The following is an 18,572-nucleotide window of genomic DNA, read 5'->3' on the forward strand; positions in this document are numbered from 1 at the left end:
CCGCCGCGATGGATTCCGACCTGCGCACGGACGCGCCGGTACGTGACGAGGAGGTGGCCGGCGGTGCTGCGCGACGGACTCGCGCCGGTGCGCTCCCTCTTCCGTCGCTCCCCGGTGGTGCTGCTCAGCGCAGCCCTGGTGCTGCTGTTGACCGGCTGGGCCGCCGTGGCCTACGTGCGAGCGGACCGGGGCGTGCCGGAGTGCGCCGAGCGGGTTCGGCTGCGGGTGGCCGCCGCGCCGGTGATCGCTCCGGCCCTCGACCGGATCGTGCGGGCAAGCGTCGGTCGGCAGCCGTGCGTGTCGATCGACGTGCAGGCCCGGGAGTCCGCCACCGTGGCCGGGGACCTGGCCAACGCGGTGGACGTCGCCGACGCCTGGCTGCCGGAATCCACGTTCTGGCTGCGCCGGGCCCGGGCTGGCGGGGCCTTCGAGGTGCCTGGCGAGGGCACCTCGGTGGCGAGCACCCCGGTGGTGCTCGCGGTGACCGAGCCGACCGCGCGCCGGCTGGGGTGGCCGGCGAAGCCGGTGACCTGGGCGTCGCTGATCGGACCGAAGGCCCGTCCGACTCCGGTGGGAGTGCCGGACCCGGCCGCCGACCCGTCCGGGGTCGCCGCGCTGCTCGGGGTACGCGCGCTGGTCGCCGGTGAGCGGCAACCGGCTGCCGCGATGGCGGCCGTGCTGCGCCGGCTCGCGGGCGAGACGTTCTCCGCCGGCGAGGGCGGGGGCGTCCTGGCGCCTGGGGGCGGGCTGGCCAACAGGGCCCAGGCGGTCGCGGCCAGCGAGCAGGCCGTGCTCGACCACAACGCGCTGGCCGGCTCGAACAGGTTGGTCGCCGCGTACCCGGAGATCGGCGTGCCGTCGCTGGACCTGCCGTACGTGGTGCTGCCCGCCGCGCGTGGTCACGTCCGGGATGCGGCCGCGGGCTTCCTGACCAACCTGCTCACTGTCGAGTCCCGGGACACGCTGCTCGGGTTCGGCTTCCGGACGGCGTCCGGCTTCCCTCCGGCAATTCCCGACGACGGTCGACTGCGGGCCGAGGAGCGCCGACCGGTGCCGTTGCCCGCCGAGGAGACGGTCACCGAGGTGCTGAACGGCTGGAGCGGCGTGCAGCGCAGCGCGCGAATCCTCACCGTCATCGACGTCTCCGGCTCGATGGCAGCCCCGGTGCCCGGCACCGGCGAGACCCGGCTCGCGGCGACCGTGAAGGCCGCCCGCGAGGGAGCCGGTCTGCTGTTGGACAACAGCGAGCTGGGTATCTGGGTCTTCTCCACGAAGGTGGACGGGGACCGGGACTACCGGGAGATCCTGCCCGTCGCCCCGCTGCGCGCCCAGCGTGCCCGGCTCGCCGACCGGTTGGCCGCCGTCCGGGTCAAGACCGGCGGGGGCACCGGGCTGTACGACGCGACGTTGGCCGCGTATCAGGACGCCCGGCAGCACTGGACGCCCGGCCGGATCAACCTGGTGCTGGTCATGACCGACGGGCGGAACGAGGACGAGGACAGCATCGGCCGGGCGAAGTTCCTGGCCGAGCTGACCCGGTTGCAGGACCCCCGCCGGCCGTTACCGATCATCTTCATCGGGCTGGGTCGGGACGTCGACCCGGACGAGCTGAACGCGATCGTCAAGGTCACCGGCGGCCGGGTGTTCCGTACCGAGCAGCCCAGCGGCATCCGGCAGATCTTCTTCTCCGCGCTCGCCGACCTGAGCTGCCTGCCGCCGGACTGCCGCCGATGAGCCGACCGCACGTCCGCCGGCTGGTACGCGGGGCGCCCTGGACCCCGCTGTCGCTGCTGCTGCTCGTCGCGATCGCCTTCGGGCAGCGGCCCGGCCAGGTCACCTTCGACACCAAGCTCGACCTGGCCGCGAACCCGATCCACTTCCTGAACCGCGCGCTGCACCTGTGGAACCCGGAGGCGACCTCCGGCGAGCTGCAGAACCAGGCGTACGGCTACCTCTTTCCGATGGGGCCGTTCTTCGCCGGCGGGCAGCTGCTGGGTGTGCCAGCGTGGATCACGCAGCGGGCCTGGACCGCGCTCCTGCTGGCGGTGGCGTTCTACGGGCTGCTCCGGCTGGCCCGGGCGTTGAACATCGGCACCGAACCGACCCGGTACGCGGCCGCGCTCGGCTACGCGCTCGCACCCCGGATGCTCACCGAGATCGGCGCCCTGTCCTCGGAGACGCTGGCCGCGGCGCTGCTGCCGTGGGTGCTGCTGCCGCTCGTGCAGGCCCGCCGGATCGGCTCGCCACGTCGGGCCGCGGCGCTCTCCGCGCTGGCCGTGCTCGGCATGGGTGGGATCAACGCGGCAGTGGTCGTGCTGGCCCTGCTGCTGCCCGGGATCTGGCTGCTGACCCGTCGCTGGGACCGGGCCCACCTGCGCCTGGTCGGCTGGTGGTGCCTCGGTGTCGTCGCGGTGTGCCTGTGGTGGATCGTGCCGCTGCTGCTGCTCGGCGAGTACAGCCTGCCGTTCCTGGACTACATCGAGTCGTCCACCACGACCACCGGGGTGGCCTCGCTCTTCCAGGCCGTCCGGGGCACCAACCAGTGGGTGGCGTACATCGTCCAGGGGGATCCGTGGTGGCCGGCGGGCTGGCTGCTGATCGACCACCCCGTGCTGATGGCGCTGACCGCGCTGGTCGCGTTGATCGGGCTGGCCGGGTTGGCCGGCAACCTCCTGCCGGAACGGCGTTTCCTGGTGCTCGGCTTCCTGGCCGGGCTGACCCTGCTCACCATGGGCTACGTCGGCAGCCTGGACAGCCCGCTCTCGGGGCCGGTCCGGGAGTTGCTGGACGGCCCGCTGGCCCCGTTCCGCAACGTGCACAAACTCGACCCGGTGCTGCGCCTGCCGCTGATGCTCGGCTTCGCGCACGGCGTGGACGCGGTGGTCACCCGGCTGCACAACGCCGCCGCCCGACGCCGGCCCGGCATCCGGCTGCGACCGTTGGCGCTCGTACCGGTGCTGCTGCTGGTCCTGGGCGCCGCCGCGCCGGCCTGGCTGGGGCAGCTGCGACCCGGGCCGGGCTGGTCGGACCTGCCGCCGCACTGGCGGTCCGCGGCCACCTGGCTGGCCGACCGGGACGCGCTGGCCCGGACGTTGATGGTGCCCGGGTCCGGCTTCGGCCAGTACGAGTGGGGGCGCACTGTCGACGAGCCGCTCCAGGCGCTGGCCGGAGCACCCTGGGCGGTGCGGAACCAGATCCCGCTCGGCTCGGCCGGCAACACGCGGGTGATGGACACGGTCGAGACCGTCCTGGCCGGTGGTCGGGGGTCGGCCGGGCTGGCCGACTTCCTGGCCCGTGCCGGCTTCCGGCACGTGCTGCTGCGCAACGACATCGACCGGAGCCAGGTGGACGCTCCGCCGGTCGCGGTGCTGCGCCGTGCGCTGACCGACTCGCCGGGCCTCGCACGGGTGGCGACCTTCGGGAGCACGACCGCTGCCGGTCGCACGCCGGGCAGCCCGGTGGACGACGACGCCGGGCCGGTGCCGGCCATCGAGGTGTACGAGGTGCAGCGCCCGGTACCGGCCGCCTCGGCGGTGCTCACCGACGATGTGCCGACGGTCAGCGGCGGTCCGGAGTCCCTGCTGCCCCTGCTGGAACAGGGGCTGGTGGAACGAGACCGGCCGGTGGTGCTGGCCGGGGACCGCGTCGAGGTGGGGGACGAGCGGTGGATCGTCACCGACGGGCTGCGCCGCCGGGAGCGTGACATCGGCCGGGTGCGGGACAACGTCAGCCAGACGCTGACCGCCACGGAAGCCGGCCGGCAGGGTCGGGTGGCCCTTGACCTGCTGCCGTTCCCCGGCAAGCGGCACCAGACCGTCGCCACCTACCAGGGGGTGCGGGAGGTCAGCGCGAGCACCGCGACCAGCTTCGTGGACAACCTCGCCCCCGCCGACCCGTCGCACCTGCCGTTCGCCGCCGTGGACGGCGAGTACGCCACCGCGTGGCACTCCGCGCCGCTGGCCGGGCCGGTCGGCCAGTGGCTCCAGGTGGACCTGGACACCCCGCGCGCGGTGGACACCGTGTCGTTGGCGTTCGTCGACGACCTCGGGGTGGGCTGGCCGGTGACCCGGTTCCGGATCACCACCGACCGGGGCTCGGTGGACCACGAGGTGGCCGACACGCTGGGTGGGCACTCGTACTACACGCTGCCCGGATCCACCAGCCGCGTACGGGTCACGGTTTTGGGCGTCGCCGGGGAACGACGCGACGGCGGGGTCGGCATCCGGGAACTCACCATTCCCGGCACCACCGCCCGCCGCGCCCTCCAGGCGCCGAACGACCTGCCCAAGGGCTTCCACGGGCCGGTCGCCTGGTCGTTCAGTCGAGGCCCGGCCGACCGGTCCGCCTGTTTCCCGGCAGTCGCTCCCGGCACCGGTTGGGACGCGGCGGGCGCCGGGTCGGCGGGCGACACCGGACTCCGACCGGCCGGCTCGGTGGTGCGGTGCGACCGCTTCCTTGCGCGTGCCGGCGAGGAACCGCTCGGCGTCGACCGGGTGTTCCGCAGCACCACAGCGGGCAACTACCGATTGGCGCTCACCGCCGTGCCCCGACCGGCCGGTCAGCTCACCCTGACCGGCGTACCGGTGGTGGCCACCGTCTCCTCGTACCTGACCGGCGACCCGGCCGTCGCCGGCTACGCGGCCGTCGACGGCGACTCGGGGACGGCCTGGCTGGCCGACACCGGCGACCTCCGCCCCACGCTGCGGTTGCGGTGGCCCGGGCAACGACGCCTCGCCGAGGTGCGGCTACGGCCCGCGGAGCTGCCGGTCGGCTCGCTGCCCACCCAGGTCGAGGTGCGGACCCCGGGCCGCAGCCGGGTGCTGCCGGTCGCCGCGGACGGGACGGTCCGCTTCCCGGCTGTCCGGACGGACCGGATCGAGATCGTGGTCCGGGAAACCGCCGCGCGGGTCGCCGACCGGCGCGGTAACGGCTGGACCGCCACCGCCGGCATCGCCGAGGTGGAGATCCCGGCGCTGGACGACCTGCCCCGCCCGCTGTCCGGCGGCACCCGGATCACCGAGAAATGCGGCACCGGACCGGCCATCGAACTGGACGGCTACCGCTACGAGACCTCGGTGGCCTCCACCCTCGCCGACGTGCTGGCTGGCCGGCCGGCGCCGGTCACGATCTGCGGCACCACGGGAGCGGTGGTGGACCTCCCGGCGGGAGGCCACCAGCTGGCGACCGTACCGTCGGCCGGTTTCGTGGTGCAGGACGCCACCCTGCGTCCGGAGGCGGCGGTGCCGGCGGCCCGGCACCGCGAGGTGACAGTGCTCGACTGGGACCCGACCGACCGGCGGGTCCGCGTGGCCGCCGGTGGCGCGGCGCTGCTGGTGGTGCCGGAGAACGCCAACGCCGGCTGGACGGCCACCCTCGCTGGTCAGAAGCTGGCCACGACCCGGGTGGACGGCTGGCAACAGGCGTGGGTGCTACCCGCCGGCGACGCCGCCGACGTCCGGCTGGTCTTCGCGCCGGACCGGACGTACCGGGGCGCTCTGGCGGCGGGTGCGTTCTCCGCGCTCGTGGTGTTCCTGCTGGCCGCGTGGCCGGTCCGCCGCCGCGCCGGGGTGGACCGAACGATTCCGGCCGAAGGCCCGGCGTGGGCGATCGGCGTCCTGCTGGTGGTGCTGCTCGCCGCCCTGGGCGGGGTGCTGCCGGTGGCGATCGTGCTGGCCGCGATGCTGCTGCGGCAGCTCGCCATCCGGGCGTTGCCGGTGGTGGTGCTCGGCGGCCTGGCGGTCGCCACGGTGACCGCGGTGGCGGGCCGGTTGCAGGGCCACGGGCAGGAGTGGGCGTACGGCCCGTGGGTGCAGGCGGCGATGCTTGTCGCGATCGGTGCGGTCACCGCGGCGGTGATCCCGGCACCCGGCACACCGGCCGCGCGAACGGCGGCGGGCGGGGACGAGCCGGCGACGGACCCGCCCCCGCAGCGGACGACTGTGGGCCCGGCGCGGCCGGAACCACGGACCAGGGACCAGGACGAGGACGGGACGATGGCGCGATGACCACAGCAGACGGGGTGGCTGACCGGGGGGCGTACCGGCGGTTCGCCACACTGGGCCGCTCGGTGACGCTGTTTCGGGCGTTCCTGGTCGAGCAGACCGACCCGGACCACTTCTACGGTCTGCTGGCCGGGGATTCGGTACGTCAGGTGGCGGGCTACACCGCGCTCGCCGGGCGGACCGTGCTGGACGTCGGAGGCGGGCCGGGGTACTTCGCCTCCGCCTTCCGCGCCGCCGGTGCCCGGTACGTGGGCCTCGACCCGGACGTCGGCGACTTCTCCGCCGCCGGGGACTCGGTCGCCGGCATGCTGCGGGGCAGCGGCACCGCCCTGCCGGTCCGGTCCGCCAGTGTGGACGTGACGTTCTCCTCGAACGTGCTGGAACATGTCTCCGCGCCGAGCCGGATGCTTGACGAGATGGCCCGGGTGACCCGGCCGGGTGGTGTGCTCTTCGTGTCGTTCACCCCGTGGCTGTCGCCGTGGGGCGGGCACGAGACGGCACCCTGGCACTACCTCGGCGGCGACCGGGCCCGCCGGCGTTACCAGCGGAGGATGGGCCGGCCGCCGAAGAACCGCTACCGCGAGACACTCTTTCCGGTCACCATCTCGGACGCCCTGCGCTGGGCGCGCGGCAGCGGTGACGTCGAGGTGCTGGACGCGCTGCCGCGTTACCACCCGTGGTGGGCCCGCTGGGTGGTCCGAGTGCCCGGCGTACGCGAGGTCGTGTCCTGGAACTTCGTGCTCGTCCTGCGGCGAACCGGTCAGGAACCGGGCGGCGCGGCGGAAAAACAGAGCTGACCGGGGGTCGCGTTGCAATGTGACCAGGTAGTAACCTCGCGGCCACATCACTGATCGATAGCGGCGAAATTAGCTCCTCCAGGGAGGAAACATGAAGCACCGCGCCATAGGTGCCGTGCTGTTCGGTGGCGGCGTACTGCTCCTGGCGTTGGCCGCCGGATTGGTGTTCGTCGTCAAGCCCGCGATGACCAAGCTGCCCTACGATCTGGAGGCGTCGACGTCCGTCGCCGAGGCGAAGGGTGCCACTTTCCTTCAGATCGCCAACGGCGCCATCGCGATCCACCAGGGCGATCTCAAGTCCACCGTCCTGGTCACACCGAACCGCGAGCAGACCGCCAAGCTCAGTGGCGACCTCAAGGGCGACACGGTGGTCTGGACGGTCGGTCAGACCGTCGACCGGACGGACACCAAAGAGCTGGTGAACGCGTACGGCGCCACGCTGGCGCTGGACCGGGTCTCCGGCGCGGCGGTGAACTGGGACGGTCAGTACCTCGACGACACCGGCACCCGGGAGAAGGTGACGTTCGCCGGCCAGGTCTACAAGTTCCCGTTCAACACCGAGAAGCGGAGCTACGACGTCTTCGACCGCGATCTGCGGAAGGCGCTGCCGGCCGAGTTCAAGGGCACGGAGGACGTCAACGGGCTCGAGGCGTACCGGTTCGAGCAGGTGATCACCGACCAGCAGCTGAACCTGGCCTCCGACCGGATGGCCCTGCTGCTGGGTGCCCTCGCCCCCGGTGCGACCCAGGGCAGGATGACCTACAGCAACACCCGGACGCTCTGGGTCGACCCGGTCACCGGGTCGTACGTCAAGGTGCGTGAGGTGCAGAGTAAGGCCCTGGTGCCGGATGTCGGCACCCCGATCTCGCTGCTCAAGGCCGACTTCACCTACAACGACGCCACCATCGAGGCGTCGGTGAAGCGGGCCAACGAGAGCCGTGGCCAGCTCACCATCCTCGGCGTCTACGCCCCGATCGGCGTGGCGGTGCTGGGTCTGGTGCTGATCGTCGTCGGTCTGCTGGTGGCCCGCCGGGGCGGGACCGCGCCGGCGACCGATGCGCGTCACCGGGCCGACCCGATGCCCACGGGTGACCCGACGCCGACCCGGGTCGACCAGCCGGCGGTGCGGGACGACGAGCGCGAGCGGGAGGGCGGTCCGCTGACCGACGAGATCCCGCCGGCAACGACGAACTGGAAGTCCGAGGATCCGACGGTCCCGTCCCAGCGCTCGACGCCGGGCGGGGTGGAGCAGCGCTGACGCGCGTACGACCGGACGTATGACGAAGGGGTGGGCCGCACTGCGGTCCACCCCTTCGTCATGTCCCGCGACCTGCGCACTTTACATCCGTTACCAGATTGTAATCGGTCTATGCGGCTGTCACTCTCCGTTGCTCTGCCGGGAATGATCACCTGGTTTATGCCCTTTTGAAACTCCTCTGTGGTCGATGGTCTCCACATTTCGTGACGGCGCGACACCGCGTGGGCGGCAGTGTGTTACCGCCCGGTAATCAGGGGGTTGTGAGCCGCGCCGCAACGGGTGCACGATCAGGCTCGATCGTTACCCGCCGGTAATAGATGACGGGCCCGGCGTGGGCCGCCGCCGCGAACGGCCGCCGCGCACATCCACCCGAGGAGGAACCCGTGCAGAATCGGTTAGACAATCAGGGTCGTACCCGGTGGCGGCGCTTCGCCGCCATGATGGTGCCCGCCACGGCGGCTGCCGGCGCCATCCTCTTCGGCATGTCGACCGGCGCGATCGCGTCCGACATCACGGTCTCCGGGCAGACGTTCAAGATCGGTGCCGACCGCCTGGAGGGCGACGGCTTCAAGCAGTACGGCGGCATCGTCAAGGAGAAGAGCAAGGACGGCAAGGACGGGCAGGTGCATCCCATCGCGCTCTCCGAGATCAGGAGCGCCGACCTGTACAACCTCTGCCAGTCCGTCCGCGCCGACCTGCCCGGTACGGACGTGGTGCTCACCATCAACGCGGGCGAGGGCAAGCAGCCCGCCCACGCCGAGGACCTGCTGATCGCGATGGACTCGCTCGACGGCAACGCGACGTTCACCAAGATCCAGATTGGTCGGGATGCCACCGACCTGAACCCGACGGCGCAGGAGGGTTCGTTCGGCCAGAACGCCGACCACGTCACCATCACCAACCTGCAGCAGGTGTCCCGGTACACGACCGCGGCAACGTTCAACCTGGTCGGCCTGCGGCTCAAGGTCAACGTGGGCGACGACGCCAAGGGCAAGGAGTGCTTCTGAGCTGAGCCTGGCCCGCGGCGACTCACCGCCGCGGGCCCGCCCATCCCCGTCCCCGCTCCGCCAGGAGGAGTACGTGACAACCGCCAACCCGTCCCATGTCCGGCCGAGCAACGCGGCCCAGGCGTGGCGGAGGTTCCGCCGCTGGCGACGGAGCCGGCCGTTCTGGGGCGGCCTTTTCACCATCCTGGCCGGGGTGGAGATGTTCGCCTCCACCCGGATGACCATCAACGGCCTGAGCTTCCACAGCGGAGCCACCGGGCTGCTCTCGCTGCTGATCCCGGTCATCCTGGTGACCTGTGGCCTGCTGCTCTGGTTCACTCCGGCGCAGCGGCTGTTCTACTCGATCGTCGCGGCGGTCACGGCGGTCTACGCGCTCATCGGGCTCAACCTCGGCGGCTTCTTCGTCGGCCTGCTGCTCGGCATCGTCGGCAGCGCGCTCGCCTTCGCCTGGACGCCGACCCGACCGGCGTCCGCCGCCCCTGACCCGGCCGCTACCGAGCCGACCGCCACCGAGCGGTCTGCCAGCGACCCGACCGTCGCTGACCCGGCTGTCGTCGAGCCGGCGGGCACGGGTGAGGCGCCGCAGCACCCGGACGAGCACCGACCCGAGCCGGGCGCCGACTCCGCACCGGCCGGGATCGCCCCGGCCGACGCGACCGACGGCCGGACCGGCTCTGTGGCGGACCCCGACGCGGGCGCGTCCGGCCGTGCCGTTGATCCGCGTACCTTCGGTGTCGCCCTGGTGGTGCTCGGCCTCGCCACCGCCGGCCTGGCCGCCCAGCCTCGGCCGGTGCAGGCCGCCCCGACCCTCCCCGTCGCGAGCGTCTGCCCCACCCGGCCGGCGACTCCATCGCCCACTCCGAGCGCGCCGACCGCCACACCGGCACCGAGCGCGAGCCCGCACCGGGATGGCAACGTCGTCACCGACATCCTGAACGGGATCGGTGACCTGCTCACCGGCGGCCACCGCCGCGACGCCGCGACACCGTCGACAAGCCCGACCGCCACGCCCTCGGCCAAGCCGACCGCCACACCGACGGCCCGTCCCGGGTCCACGGCCTGCCCGGCCCCAGGCCGGCCGGGCCGACCGGGCGCGACGACGCCGGGTTCGGCGAAACCCGGCAGCGTGGAGCCGGGCAAGCCGCTGCCGCGCATCGCCGACGACCCGACCCTGCCCAGGGTGGCGCAGACACCGTCCAAGCTCACCGGGTCCTCGGTCCGGATGACCGAGCTGCGGTTCGAAGGCGTCACCGAACTGGACACCGAGAAGGGGCACCTCAAGGTCCTGAAGTTCAGCATGCGGGAGGCCGTGACCGAGGACTTCCTGCTGCAGGCCGACGGCCCGCAGGGGCGCAGCCAGCGGTACGCGACCGACCGGCTGACCGTCAGCGGAGACGTGGCCTTCTACGCCACCCGGTTCGTCGGCCGCCTGCTCGGCATCAAGATCACGCTGACTCCGGACCTGCCGCTGCCGAACGGCCTCCCGGTCACCTCACCCATCCCGATCACGTTCACCGACCCCGTCATCGACCTGGCGTACGTCACCAGCAACACCCTGACGGCGAGGCCAGCGCTGGCCCTCACCCTCGCCTGAGTGGTGGGTGGTCGACCGGACCGGACCGGGCGCGGACGCGACGGGTGCCGGCGGTCGGCCCGCCGGCACCCGGAGTCGTCGACGGGCTCAGAGCCGTGCCAGCGCCTTACGCAGCGGGTCGAGACCCAGCGCGCCCAGGTCCAACGCCTGCCGGTGGAACTCCCGCAGGTCGAAGTCGGCGCCCTTGCGGGCCTTGGCGTCCTCGCGGGCCTGCAACCAGATCCGCTCACCCACCTTGTACGACGGCGCCTGCCCCGGCCAGCCCAGGTAGCGGTTCAGCTCGAAGCGCAGGTTCTCGTCCGGCACCCGGCAGTGCGCCCGCATGAACTCCCAGCCCAGCTCGGGCGTCCACCGCTCGCCCGGGTGGAAGCCGAACGGGTTGTCCTTCGGGATTTCCAACTCCAGGTGCATGCCGATGTCGACGATCACCCGGGCGGCGCGCATCGCCTGGCCGTCGAGCATGCCCAGCTTGTCGCCCGGGTCCTCCAGGTAACCCAGCTCGTCCATCAGCCGCTCCGAGTAGAGCGCCCAACCCTCGCCGTGCCCGGAGACCCAGCAGAGCAGCCGCTGCCAGCGGTTGAGCAGGTCGGCCCGGACGGCGGTCTGCGCCACCTGAAGGTGGTGACCGGGCACGCCCTCGTGGTAGACCGTCGTCACCTCCCGCCAGGTGGAGAAGTCGGTGATGCCCTGCGGCACCGCCCACCACATCCGACCCGGCCGGGAGAAGTCCTCGCTCGGGCCGGTGTAGTAGATGGCTCCGTCGCTGGTCGGCGCGAGGCAGCACTCGATCCGGCGGACCTGCTCCGGAATGTCGAAGTGGGTGCCGTGCAGCTCGGCGATGGCCTTGTCGGCGAGCGCCTGCATCCAGTCGCGGAACGCCTCCTTGCCCCGGATGGTCCGGGCCGGGTCGGCGTCCAGCGTGGCCACCGCCTCGTCGACCGTCGCGCCCGAGCCGGCGATGCGCCCGGCCACGACCCGCATCTCCGCCTCCAGGCGGGCCAGCTCCGCGAAGCCCCAGGCGTACGTCTCGTCCAGGTCGATTTTCGCGCCGAGGAAGTACTGCGAGGCGAGTTCGTAGCGCTCCCGGCCGGCGGCCTGCTTGTCCCGACCGTGCGGGGCCAGCTCGGCCCGCAGGAACTGGCCGAACTCGGCGGTCGCCGCGGTGGCCGCCGCCGCGCCCCGGCGCAGTTCGGCGCCGAGCGTGCCGTCCGCGCCCAGTCGTTCGACCAGGCCGTGGAAGAAGTTGTCCCCGGTCGGGTCGGTCCAGGTGTCGCACTGCTTGGCCACCTCGACGAGCTGCACCTTCGAGCTGACCCGCCCGTCGGCGAGCGCCTCGCGCAGCGTGGTCTTGTAACCCTCCAGCGCGCCGGCCAGGCCGTTGAGCCGGGCGGCGATGTTGGCCTGGTCGTCGGCCGTCGCGGTCGGCATCAGGTCGAACACCATGCGGACCTCGTGCAGCCCGCTCTCGATCACGCTGATCTCGCTCGTCGTCTCGCCGGCCTCGTAGCGGGCCAGATCGAGGCCGAGCCGTTCCTGCATGGCCTCCTTGGCGGTGCGTTCCGCCTCGGTGTCCGGCTCGGTCACCTCAAGCTCGGCGAGTGTGCGGCGGGTGAGGTCGGCCTTGGCCTGGTAACCGTCGGGGGAGAGGTCGTCGAGCTGGTCGTCATGGCCGGCGATGCCGACGTAGGTCGCGCCGGTGGGGCTCAACGGCGCCCACTCGGCCACGTAGCGGTTGGCGAGTTCATCAATTCGTCCCACAGTGCGACACTACGTGACCACCCCGCCTGGATGTCGACGACGTTTGTCGTGTTCAGGTGCCAGATCCAGAGGGCGGAAAGCCGCGGGACTTTGTCGTACCCGTCCGGCAGACTGTCAGGAGTGACCACCGACATCGCTCCTGACAAGGCGCCGTTGCGTGCCTGGCTGCCGGGCTTCTTCGCCCTCGCCGCCATCTGGGGTTCCAGCTTCCTGTTCATCAAGGTCGGCGTGGCCGAGCTGCACCCCGTCCAGCTGACCCTCTACCGCGTCGTCGCCGGCGCGCTGACCCTGCTTGTCGTCCTCGCGGTGCTGCGCGACCGACTGCCGCGCGAGCCCCGCGTGTGGGCGCACCTCTTCGTCGTCGCCGCGTTCGGCGTGGCCGTGCCGTTCACCCTCTTCGGTTACGGTGAGCAGCGGGTCGAGTCGATGCTCGCCGGCATCTGGAACGCGACGACGCCGCTGATCGTGCTGCCGCTCGCGGTGCTGGTGTTCCGCACCGAGCGGTTGACCGTGCGCCGCGCGATCGGCCTCGGGCTGGGCTTCCTCGGCGTGCTCGTGGTGCTCGGGGTCTGGGAGGGCATCGGCGGGGCGCACTTCGTCGGGCAGTTGATGTGCTTCGGCGCGGCCGCCTGCTACGGCGTCGCCATCCCGTACCAGAAGCGGTTCGTGGCTGGCAGCGCGCACTCCGGCCTGTCGCTGTCCACGGCGCAGTTGCTGCTCGCCGCCGTCCAGCTCGCCGTCGTCACCCCGTTCGTCGCGGGTGCGCCGCCGCTGCCCACCGAGCTGTCGCCGAAGGTGGTGGCCAGTGTGCTGACCCTCGGTGCGCTCGGCACCGGGCTCGCCTTCGTCATCAACATGCGCAACATCCGGGTGGCCGGTGCGAGCACCGCCTCCACCGTCACGTACCTGATTCCGATCTTCGCGGTGCTGATCGGCGCCGTGGTGCTCGACGAGCGGCTCAACTGGCACCAGCCGGTCGGCGCGCTCATCGTGCTGCTGGGGGTCGCGGTCGCGCAGGGCCTGTTCGGCCGTCGCAAGCCCCGCCCGGTGGTCGGCGTCGGCGCGCCCGCCGCGCCCGCCGCGCCCGCCGCCGAACCCGCCCGTAGGTGACCCCGACCGGGCCGCTGGTCAGGGCCGGCCGTGTGTCCACTCCACCAGTTGCTCGGCCGACCAGGTGTTGACCACCCGGTCGGCCGGGACGCCGCAGCGGGCCGCCCGCTCGCAGCCGAAGCGCTGCCAGTCGAGCTGACCGGGCGCGTGCGCGTCCGTGTTGATCGCGAAGCGGCAGCCCGCCTCCAGGGCACGGCGGATCAGCCGCTTCGGCGGATCCTGCCGCTCCGGCCGAGAGTTGATCTCAACGGCGGTGTCGTGCTCCGCGCAGGCGGCGAAGACCGCGTCCGCGTCGAAGTCGCTCTCGTTCCTGGTCCGCGCCCGGTGCCCCCGATCACCCGGGCCGGTCACCCCCGCCGGCCGGGACGACACCATCCGCCCGGTGACGTGACCGAGAATGTCCAGGTGCGGGTTGGCGACCGCCGCCAGCATCCGCCGGGTCATCTTCGCCCGCTCGTCCTTGAGGCCGCTGTGCACCGAGCCGACCACCACGTCCAGCCGGGCCAACAGCTCGTCGTCCTGATCGAGTGAGCCGTCGGCGAGGATGTCCACCTCGATCCCGGTCAGGATCCGGAAGCCCTCCGGCAGCGCCGCGTTGACCTGCGCCACGTGGTCGAGCTGCCGGCGCAGCCGCTCGGCGGTCAGCCCTCGCGCCACCTTCAGCCGGGGCGAGTGGTCGGTCAGCACCAGGTACTCGTGGCCCAGCTCCACCGCGGCCAGCGCCATCTCCTCAATCGGGGAGCCGCCGTCGGACCAGTCCGAGTGGGTGTGGCAGTCGCCGCGCAGGGCGGCGCGCAGCGCCGTGGCCTCGGCATCGAGGTCGCTGCCCTCGGTCGCCACCAGCCGGCGCAGATAGACCGGTTCCTCGCCGGCCAGCGACTCCGCCACGCAGCGGGCCGTCACGTCCCCCACGCCCGCCAGCTCGGTGAGCGTGCCGTTGCCGGCCCGCTCGGCCACCTCGGCCGCCGGGAGGCCGGCCAGCGCCTTCGCCGCCGAACGGAACGCCCGCACCCGGTAGGTGGCCTCGTTCGCTCGCTCCAGCAGGAACGCGATCCGGCGCAGATCGGCAATGGGGTCCCGGGCGCTCATCCCACCGAACCTAGTGCGTACGAGCCGCGTCAGGGAGCCTTCGGGCAGCCGTGTTCGCGCTGCCACGCGGTCACCTCGGCGGCGGGTTCCCGGTTGCCGCCGCGCCGCCACGAGTCCAGGTAGCGCGCCGGCCAGAGCACACCGCGCCGGATCCACCACCCGTCCTTGCCGGTGCACGGCGGCGAGATGCCGAAGTGCACGTGACAGACGTTGTTCGCGTTGCCGGTGCGGCCCACCTTGCCGAGCTGCTGCCCGGCACGGACCCGAACCCCCGCCTCGATGCCGGCGCCGACCACGCTCAGGTGCGAGCCGTAGTAGCGCACCCCGTCGTCGCCGAGCAGCGACACCGACAGGCCGCCGTTGTCCGGGCCCTGCGGCCCACTCTTGGAGTACCTGTCGACACGACTCACCTCCAGGACCTTGCCGTCGGTCACCGCCACGAACGGCTCACCGCAGTCGGCGAACACGTCCGTCGCCGGGTACGCCCCGTGCGTCGTGTGGTAGTCCACGTTGTCGGCGCGTACCGGAAAGACGTGCCGGAGCCCGGCGCGGGGTGCGGTCGGCGACGGCCTGGCCGACGACGGCGTCGGGCTGGCCGGGCGGGTCGTCGGCGTGGCCGCCGGCGCCGCCGGCTGCTCACCGGTCGCCCAGACCGCCGACGGCGACGCCGCGGCGCCATCCGGCGGCACCCCCGGCCGGGTGGTCGCGCAGCCGGCGGCCAGCACCGGGGCGAGCAGCAGCAGGATCGGGTACGCCGGACGCACGCGGCGACCGATCGTCGGCGAGGGCATTCGGTCATCCTGACAGACCGGTACCGTGGGCACGAGCGACGCGCGTGAGGGGAGGGCAGCCGATGACCATCGCCCGACCCGACCCCGTCCCGGATCCCGGTCCCGCCCGCCCGGCGTCGCGTACCCCGTCGGGGCTCTTTCCGGCCGGGCCGCCGACCAGACCCACCTACCGCGAACCGCACCCGGTGACCGGCGGCGGTGTCGCCGCCGGCGGCGGCGCGGCGGCTGCCTGGCTGCTGCTGTTCGGGCTGTTGGGCACCGACGTCGCCAGGTACGCGTGGTGGACTGTGGTGGCCGGCCTGCTGGCCTGGCTGACGGCTCTGGTGCTGGTCCGCTACGGCGATCGCGGCGTGGCCACCGGGGTGGCCATCGTCACCGCCGGTGGTTGGAGCATCGCCGCCGCCGTGGTGGCGGTCCGCTGGGCGACCAGCGGTGACTGGCCGCTGTGGTGAGCGTGTTCGGACCGGCCCGGATCCGGGGGCGGACGACTGCGCCGCGTGCCCGGTTGGCTGCGTAGCGAACGCCGTCTTGACGTGGCTGTCGAGACTCGGCACCCTCGGCACTATGGCCTGGACCACCCCGCGGCAGGACCCGGATCGCAACCGCCGCCGCCTCCAGTTGCTCGCCGAGTTGGCGGGCGCTCGGGCGGTACGCCAGCGCAGCCGGCCGCAGCGACAGCGCACCGAGCGTCTGCGCCAGCTCATCGCCACCCGCCGTCGGGTAGCCGGCTGATCCGACTTTGTCAGGTTTGGCTGGCGTCTCGGGGCGTTGACCGGTCGCCTGCCGACCCGACCGGCTAACGTGCACCCTTGACGAGTCGGCGCTGTGCCGAGGGCTTTTGGGGGAACCGTGTCGTACTTCGCTGCGGCCGTGGTGCGTGACGACAGTGGCTGGACCGCCGCCGAGGTCAGCCTGCGGGGCGCCACCGACATCGATGAGGTCGCCGACCGGCTGCGCGACGTCGACCAGGAAGCCGACGTGTCGCTGCTGTTCGTCGAGGCCGACGATGCGTACCTGGTGATCCTGCGTCTCGACGAGGGCGAGGATCTGCGGGTGTTCGGCTCGGACTCGGCGTTCGCCGAGGAGTCCCGGCTGGGTCAGCTGCTGGTCGGTGACCTGAAGACGTCCGTGACCGGGCTGGACGGCGACGACGAGCCCCGCCTGGCCGCCGGCGGCGACGACGAGAGCGAGCAGCCCGCCGTCGATCCGGAGGCCGACCCGGTGGGCGACGCCGACCTGCTGGCCAACCTGGGCATCTCGGCGCAGAAGCTGCTGACGCTCTGCGGCACCGAGGGGATGCTGCCGGCGGACGTCACCGCCGAGATCTGTGAGGTGCTCGGATGTGCCGACGAGGTCGAGGAGTTGCGTGAGGTCTGACCCCGCCGGGTCGGCAGCACGCGGTGGGATCGTTCCGGCGGGCGGCGCTGAGCCGGCCGACGCCACCGATCCGCTGTTGGAGGCGATCCAGCCGGGGCAGCCGACGCCCGGCGCGGTGGGCCGAGCCGGGCCAGGCGCGCACGAGGAGCTGGCCGACCCGGGTGACCTCGGCCGGCGGCAGCGGCACGAGCTGTGGATGCGCCGGGCCCTGGAGGTCGCCGTCACCGACCCGGCCGCCTCCGTGGGTGCCGATGCGATCGATGACATTCCGGTGGGCGCGGTGCTCTACGGCCCGGACGGCAGCGAGCTGGCGACCGGGCGCAACGAGCGGGAGTTGACCGGCGACCCCACCGCCCACGCCGAGGTGCTGGCCCTGCGCCGGGGCGCCGAGCGCGTCGGTCGGTGGCGACTGGACGGCTGCACCCTGGTGGTCACCCTGGAGCCGTGCACCATGTGCGCGGGCGCGCTGGTGCTGGCCCGGATCTCCACCGTCGTCTTCGGCGCCTGGGAGCCCAAGACCGGCGCCGCCGGCTCCCTGTGGGACGTCCTGCGCGACCGCCGGCTCAACCACCGCCCCGAGGTCTACGGCGGCGTGTTGGAGACCGAGACCGCCGCCGTCCTGCGCGCCTTCTTCCGCTGAGGCTGCCGCGCCCCCGTCCGCTGTTTCGGCCGCCGGCTGGACGTCGCGCGGCCGGGGGAGGCCGCGCGCCAATGAGCCGTATGACTCAGAGGAATATTTATGACTCTGAGTCATACGGCTCTCGGCAGTGACACCGCCCCGCCGGGACGGATCAGGCGATGATCGTGTCGAGCGCGATCTCGACCATCTGGCTGAAGGTCTGCTCGCGCTCCTCCGAGGTGGTCTTCTCTCCGGTCTTGATGTGGTCGCTGACGGTCAGCACGGTCAGCGCGCGGGCCTTGAACCGGGCGGCGATCGTGTAGAGCGCCGCTGACTCCATCTCCACCGCCAGCACGCCGTAGTCGGCGAGCGTGTCGTAGAGGTCCGGCCGGTCGGTGTAGAAGGCGTCCGCCGCCAGGATCGGTCCGACGTGCATGCTGATGCCGCGCCGCTCGGCCACCTCGACCGAGGTACGCAGCAGCCCGAAGTCGGCCACCGGGGCGTAGTCGATCAGCCCGTCGAAGCGCATCCGGTTCATGTTCGAGTCGGTGGACGACCCGATCGCCGCGACCACGTCGCGCAGTTGCAGGTCGGTGCTGAGGGCGCCGCAGGAACCGACTCGGATCAGCGTCTTCACGCCGTACTCGTTGATCAGTTCGTGGGCGTAGATGGAGGCGGACGGCATGCCCATGCCGGAGCCTTGGACCGAGACCTCGACGCCGTTCCAGCGGCCGGTGAAGCCCAGCATGCCGCGAACCGTCGAGTAGCAGGTGGCGCCCTCGAGGTAGGTCTCCGCGATCCACTTGGCCCGCAGGGGGTCACCCGGCATCAGGACCCGCTCGGCGATCTCGCCCGGCTTCGCGCCGATGTGCGTACTCATGGCAAAGATCCTGCCAGGCCGGCCCGAGCGATACCGGTTCGGCGTCCGAACCGGCGGTCCTGTACCCTCGTCGGCGGTGGCGTGTCCGAGCGGCCTAAGGAGCACGCCTCGAAAGCGTGTGAGGGTTAACGCCCTCCGAGGGTTCAAATCCCTCCGCCACCGCTCGTGAGTAGCAGCGCGGGGGGGGGGGGGGGGGGGGGGCCCCGCCGCGGGGGGGGGGGCGGGCAGCGCGCGCCGCGGGGGGGAGGGCACGAGATAAAAGACGAACAGGTATGGGTGGTGCTAAACAA

Annotated in this window: 15 protein-coding genes and 1 tRNA gene; 12 read left to right on the top strand and 4 right to left on the bottom strand. The window is 72.6% G+C overall.

Annotated features, from left to right (window positions below; all coding sequences use genetic code 11):
• Positions 1-63: 63 nt before the first annotated feature.
• From ACFYPH_RS00050 to ACFYPH_RS00075, 6 genes are all read left to right on the top strand, one after another.
• Complete coding sequence (locus tag ACFYPH_RS00050; protein ID WP_355064818.1) at positions 64-1,734, top strand: substrate-binding domain-containing protein; 1,671 nt, start codon at positions 64-66, stop codon at positions 1,732-1,734.
• Positions 1,731-6,005 carry an alpha-(1->3)-arabinofuranosyltransferase family protein gene (locus tag ACFYPH_RS00055; protein ID WP_387177764.1) on the top strand — a complete coding sequence of 1,425 codons (4,275 nt, stop codon included), beginning with the start codon at positions 1,731-1,733 and terminating at the stop codon, positions 6,003-6,005. The genes ACFYPH_RS00050 and ACFYPH_RS00055 overlap by 4 nt, the downstream gene beginning before the upstream one ends.
• Positions 6,002-6,799, top strand: a complete 798-nt coding sequence (locus ACFYPH_RS00060; protein ID WP_354859333.1) for a class I SAM-dependent methyltransferase — start codon at positions 6,002-6,004, stop codon at positions 6,797-6,799. The genes ACFYPH_RS00055 and ACFYPH_RS00060 overlap by 4 nt, the downstream gene beginning before the upstream one ends.
• Positions 6,800-6,890: 91 nt before the next feature.
• Positions 6,891-8,057 (top strand): DUF3068 domain-containing protein, encoded by a 1,167-nt coding sequence (locus ACFYPH_RS00065; RefSeq protein WP_363936527.1) that lies wholly within the window; start codon positions 6,891-6,893, stop codon positions 8,055-8,057.
• A gap of 383 nt (positions 8,058-8,440) precedes the next feature.
• On the top strand, positions 8,441-9,064 hold the full coding sequence (locus tag ACFYPH_RS00070) for a DUF6230 family protein (protein ID WP_363936524.1): 624 nt from the start codon (positions 8,441-8,443) through the stop codon (positions 9,062-9,064).
• 73 nt (positions 9,065-9,137) lie between these two features.
• Positions 9,138-10,658, top strand: coding sequence for a DUF6114 domain-containing protein (locus tag ACFYPH_RS00075; RefSeq protein ID WP_387177767.1), 1,521 nt, complete (start codon positions 9,138-9,140; stop codon positions 10,656-10,658).
• Between the two features lie 87 nt (positions 10,659-10,745).
• Here ACFYPH_RS00075 and ACFYPH_RS00080 read toward each other — a convergent pair whose 3' ends face one another.
• Complete coding sequence (locus ACFYPH_RS00080) at positions 10,746-12,416, bottom strand: DUF885 domain-containing protein (RefSeq protein WP_387177770.1); 1,671 nt, start codon at positions 12,414-12,416, stop codon at positions 10,746-10,748.
• A gap of 120 nt (positions 12,417-12,536) precedes the next feature.
• On the opposite strand from ACFYPH_RS00080, the gene ACFYPH_RS00085 reads away from it, so the two are divergent.
• Positions 12,537-13,526, top strand: a complete 990-nt coding sequence (locus tag ACFYPH_RS00085) for a DMT family transporter (RefSeq protein WP_355064824.1) — start codon at positions 12,537-12,539, stop codon at positions 13,524-13,526.
• Positions 13,527-13,544: 18 nt separating this feature from the next.
• Here the strand turns inward: ACFYPH_RS00085 and ACFYPH_RS00090 are convergent, their stop codons facing one another.
• Positions 13,545-14,615 carry a PHP domain-containing protein gene (locus tag ACFYPH_RS00090; protein ID WP_387177773.1) on the bottom strand — a complete coding sequence of 357 codons (1,071 nt, stop codon included), beginning with the start codon at positions 14,613-14,615 and terminating at the stop codon, positions 13,545-13,547.
• A gap of 29 nt (positions 14,616-14,644) precedes the next feature.
• Positions 14,645-15,406: a M23 family metallopeptidase gene (locus ACFYPH_RS00095; RefSeq protein WP_355135882.1), complete on the bottom strand. Its 762-nt coding sequence runs from the start codon at positions 15,404-15,406 to the stop codon at positions 14,645-14,647.
• A 62-nt stretch (positions 15,407-15,468) separates the two neighbouring features.
• Here ACFYPH_RS00095 and ACFYPH_RS00100 point away from each other — a divergent pair, with 62 nt between their 5' ends.
• The 4 genes from ACFYPH_RS00100 (at position 15,469) to ACFYPH_RS00115 (ending at position 17,423) form a co-directional block, all read left to right on the top strand.
• Entirely contained in the window at positions 15,469-15,858 is a 390-nt protein-coding gene (locus ACFYPH_RS00100) for a hypothetical protein (RefSeq protein WP_354859353.1), read from the top strand.
• A 112-nt stretch (positions 15,859-15,970) separates the two neighbouring features.
• Positions 15,971-16,138, top strand: coding sequence for a hypothetical protein (locus tag ACFYPH_RS00105; protein WP_167626078.1), 168 nt, complete (start codon positions 15,971-15,973; stop codon positions 16,136-16,138).
• Positions 16,139-16,255: 117 nt separating this feature from the next.
• Positions 16,256-16,783, top strand: coding sequence for a tRNA adenosine deaminase-associated protein (locus ACFYPH_RS00110; protein ID WP_355064830.1), 528 nt, complete (start codon positions 16,256-16,258; stop codon positions 16,781-16,783).
• Between the two features lie 196 nt (positions 16,784-16,979).
• Positions 16,980-17,423, top strand: a complete 444-nt coding sequence (locus tag ACFYPH_RS00115) for a nucleoside deaminase (RefSeq protein ID WP_387179272.1) — start codon at positions 16,980-16,982, stop codon at positions 17,421-17,423.
• A gap of 151 nt (positions 17,424-17,574) precedes the next feature.
• On the opposite strand, the gene deoD is transcribed toward ACFYPH_RS00115, so the two are convergent.
• Entirely contained in the window at positions 17,575-18,282 is a 708-nt protein-coding gene (gene deoD, locus ACFYPH_RS00120) for a purine-nucleoside phosphorylase (protein ID WP_030328147.1), read from the bottom strand.
• A gap of 75 nt (positions 18,283-18,357) precedes the next feature.
• Here deoD and ACFYPH_RS00125 point away from each other — a divergent pair.
• A tRNA-Ser gene (locus ACFYPH_RS00125) sits at positions 18,358-18,444 on the top strand.
• The last annotated feature ends 128 nt before the right edge of the window (positions 18,445-18,572 follow it).

This window comes from Micromonospora sp. NPDC005252 (genome assembly GCF_042872475.1).
Taxonomy (GTDB): Bacteria; Actinomycetota; Actinomycetes; order Mycobacteriales; family Micromonosporaceae; genus Micromonospora.

What these genes read in the sequence shown, in the direction of transcription:
- ACFYPH_RS00100 (WP_354859353.1), top strand. Translation starts at nt 15,469, where the DNA reads ATGACCATCGCCCGACCCGACCCCGTCCCGGATCCCGGTCCCGCCCGC.
- ACFYPH_RS00105 (WP_167626078.1), top strand. Translation starts at nt 15,971, where the DNA reads ATGGCCTGGACCACCCCGCGGCAGGACCCGGATCGCAACCGCCGCCGC.
- ACFYPH_RS00055 (WP_387177764.1), top strand. Translation starts at nt 1,731, where the DNA reads ATGAGCCGACCGCACGTCCGCCGGCTGGTACGCGGGGCGCCCTGGACC.
- ACFYPH_RS00095 (WP_355135882.1), bottom strand. Translation starts at nt 15,406, where the DNA reads ATGCCCTCGCCGACGATCGGTCGCCGCGTGCGTCCGGCGTACCCGATC.
- ACFYPH_RS00090 (WP_387177773.1), bottom strand. Translation starts at nt 14,615, where the DNA reads ATGAGCGCCCGGGACCCCATTGCCGATCTGCGCCGGATCGCGTTCCTG.
- ACFYPH_RS00060 (WP_354859333.1), top strand. Translation starts at nt 6,002, where the DNA reads ATGACCACAGCAGACGGGGTGGCTGACCGGGGGGCGTACCGGCGGTTC.
- deoD (WP_030328147.1), bottom strand. Translation starts at nt 18,282, where the DNA reads ATGAGTACGCACATCGGCGCGAAGCCGGGCGAGATCGCCGAGCGGGTC.
- ACFYPH_RS00065 (WP_363936527.1), top strand. Translation starts at nt 6,891, where the DNA reads ATGAAGCACCGCGCCATAGGTGCCGTGCTGTTCGGTGGCGGCGTACTG.
- ACFYPH_RS00115 (WP_387179272.1), top strand. Translation starts at nt 16,980, where the DNA reads ATGCGCCGGGCCCTGGAGGTCGCCGTCACCGACCCGGCCGCCTCCGTG.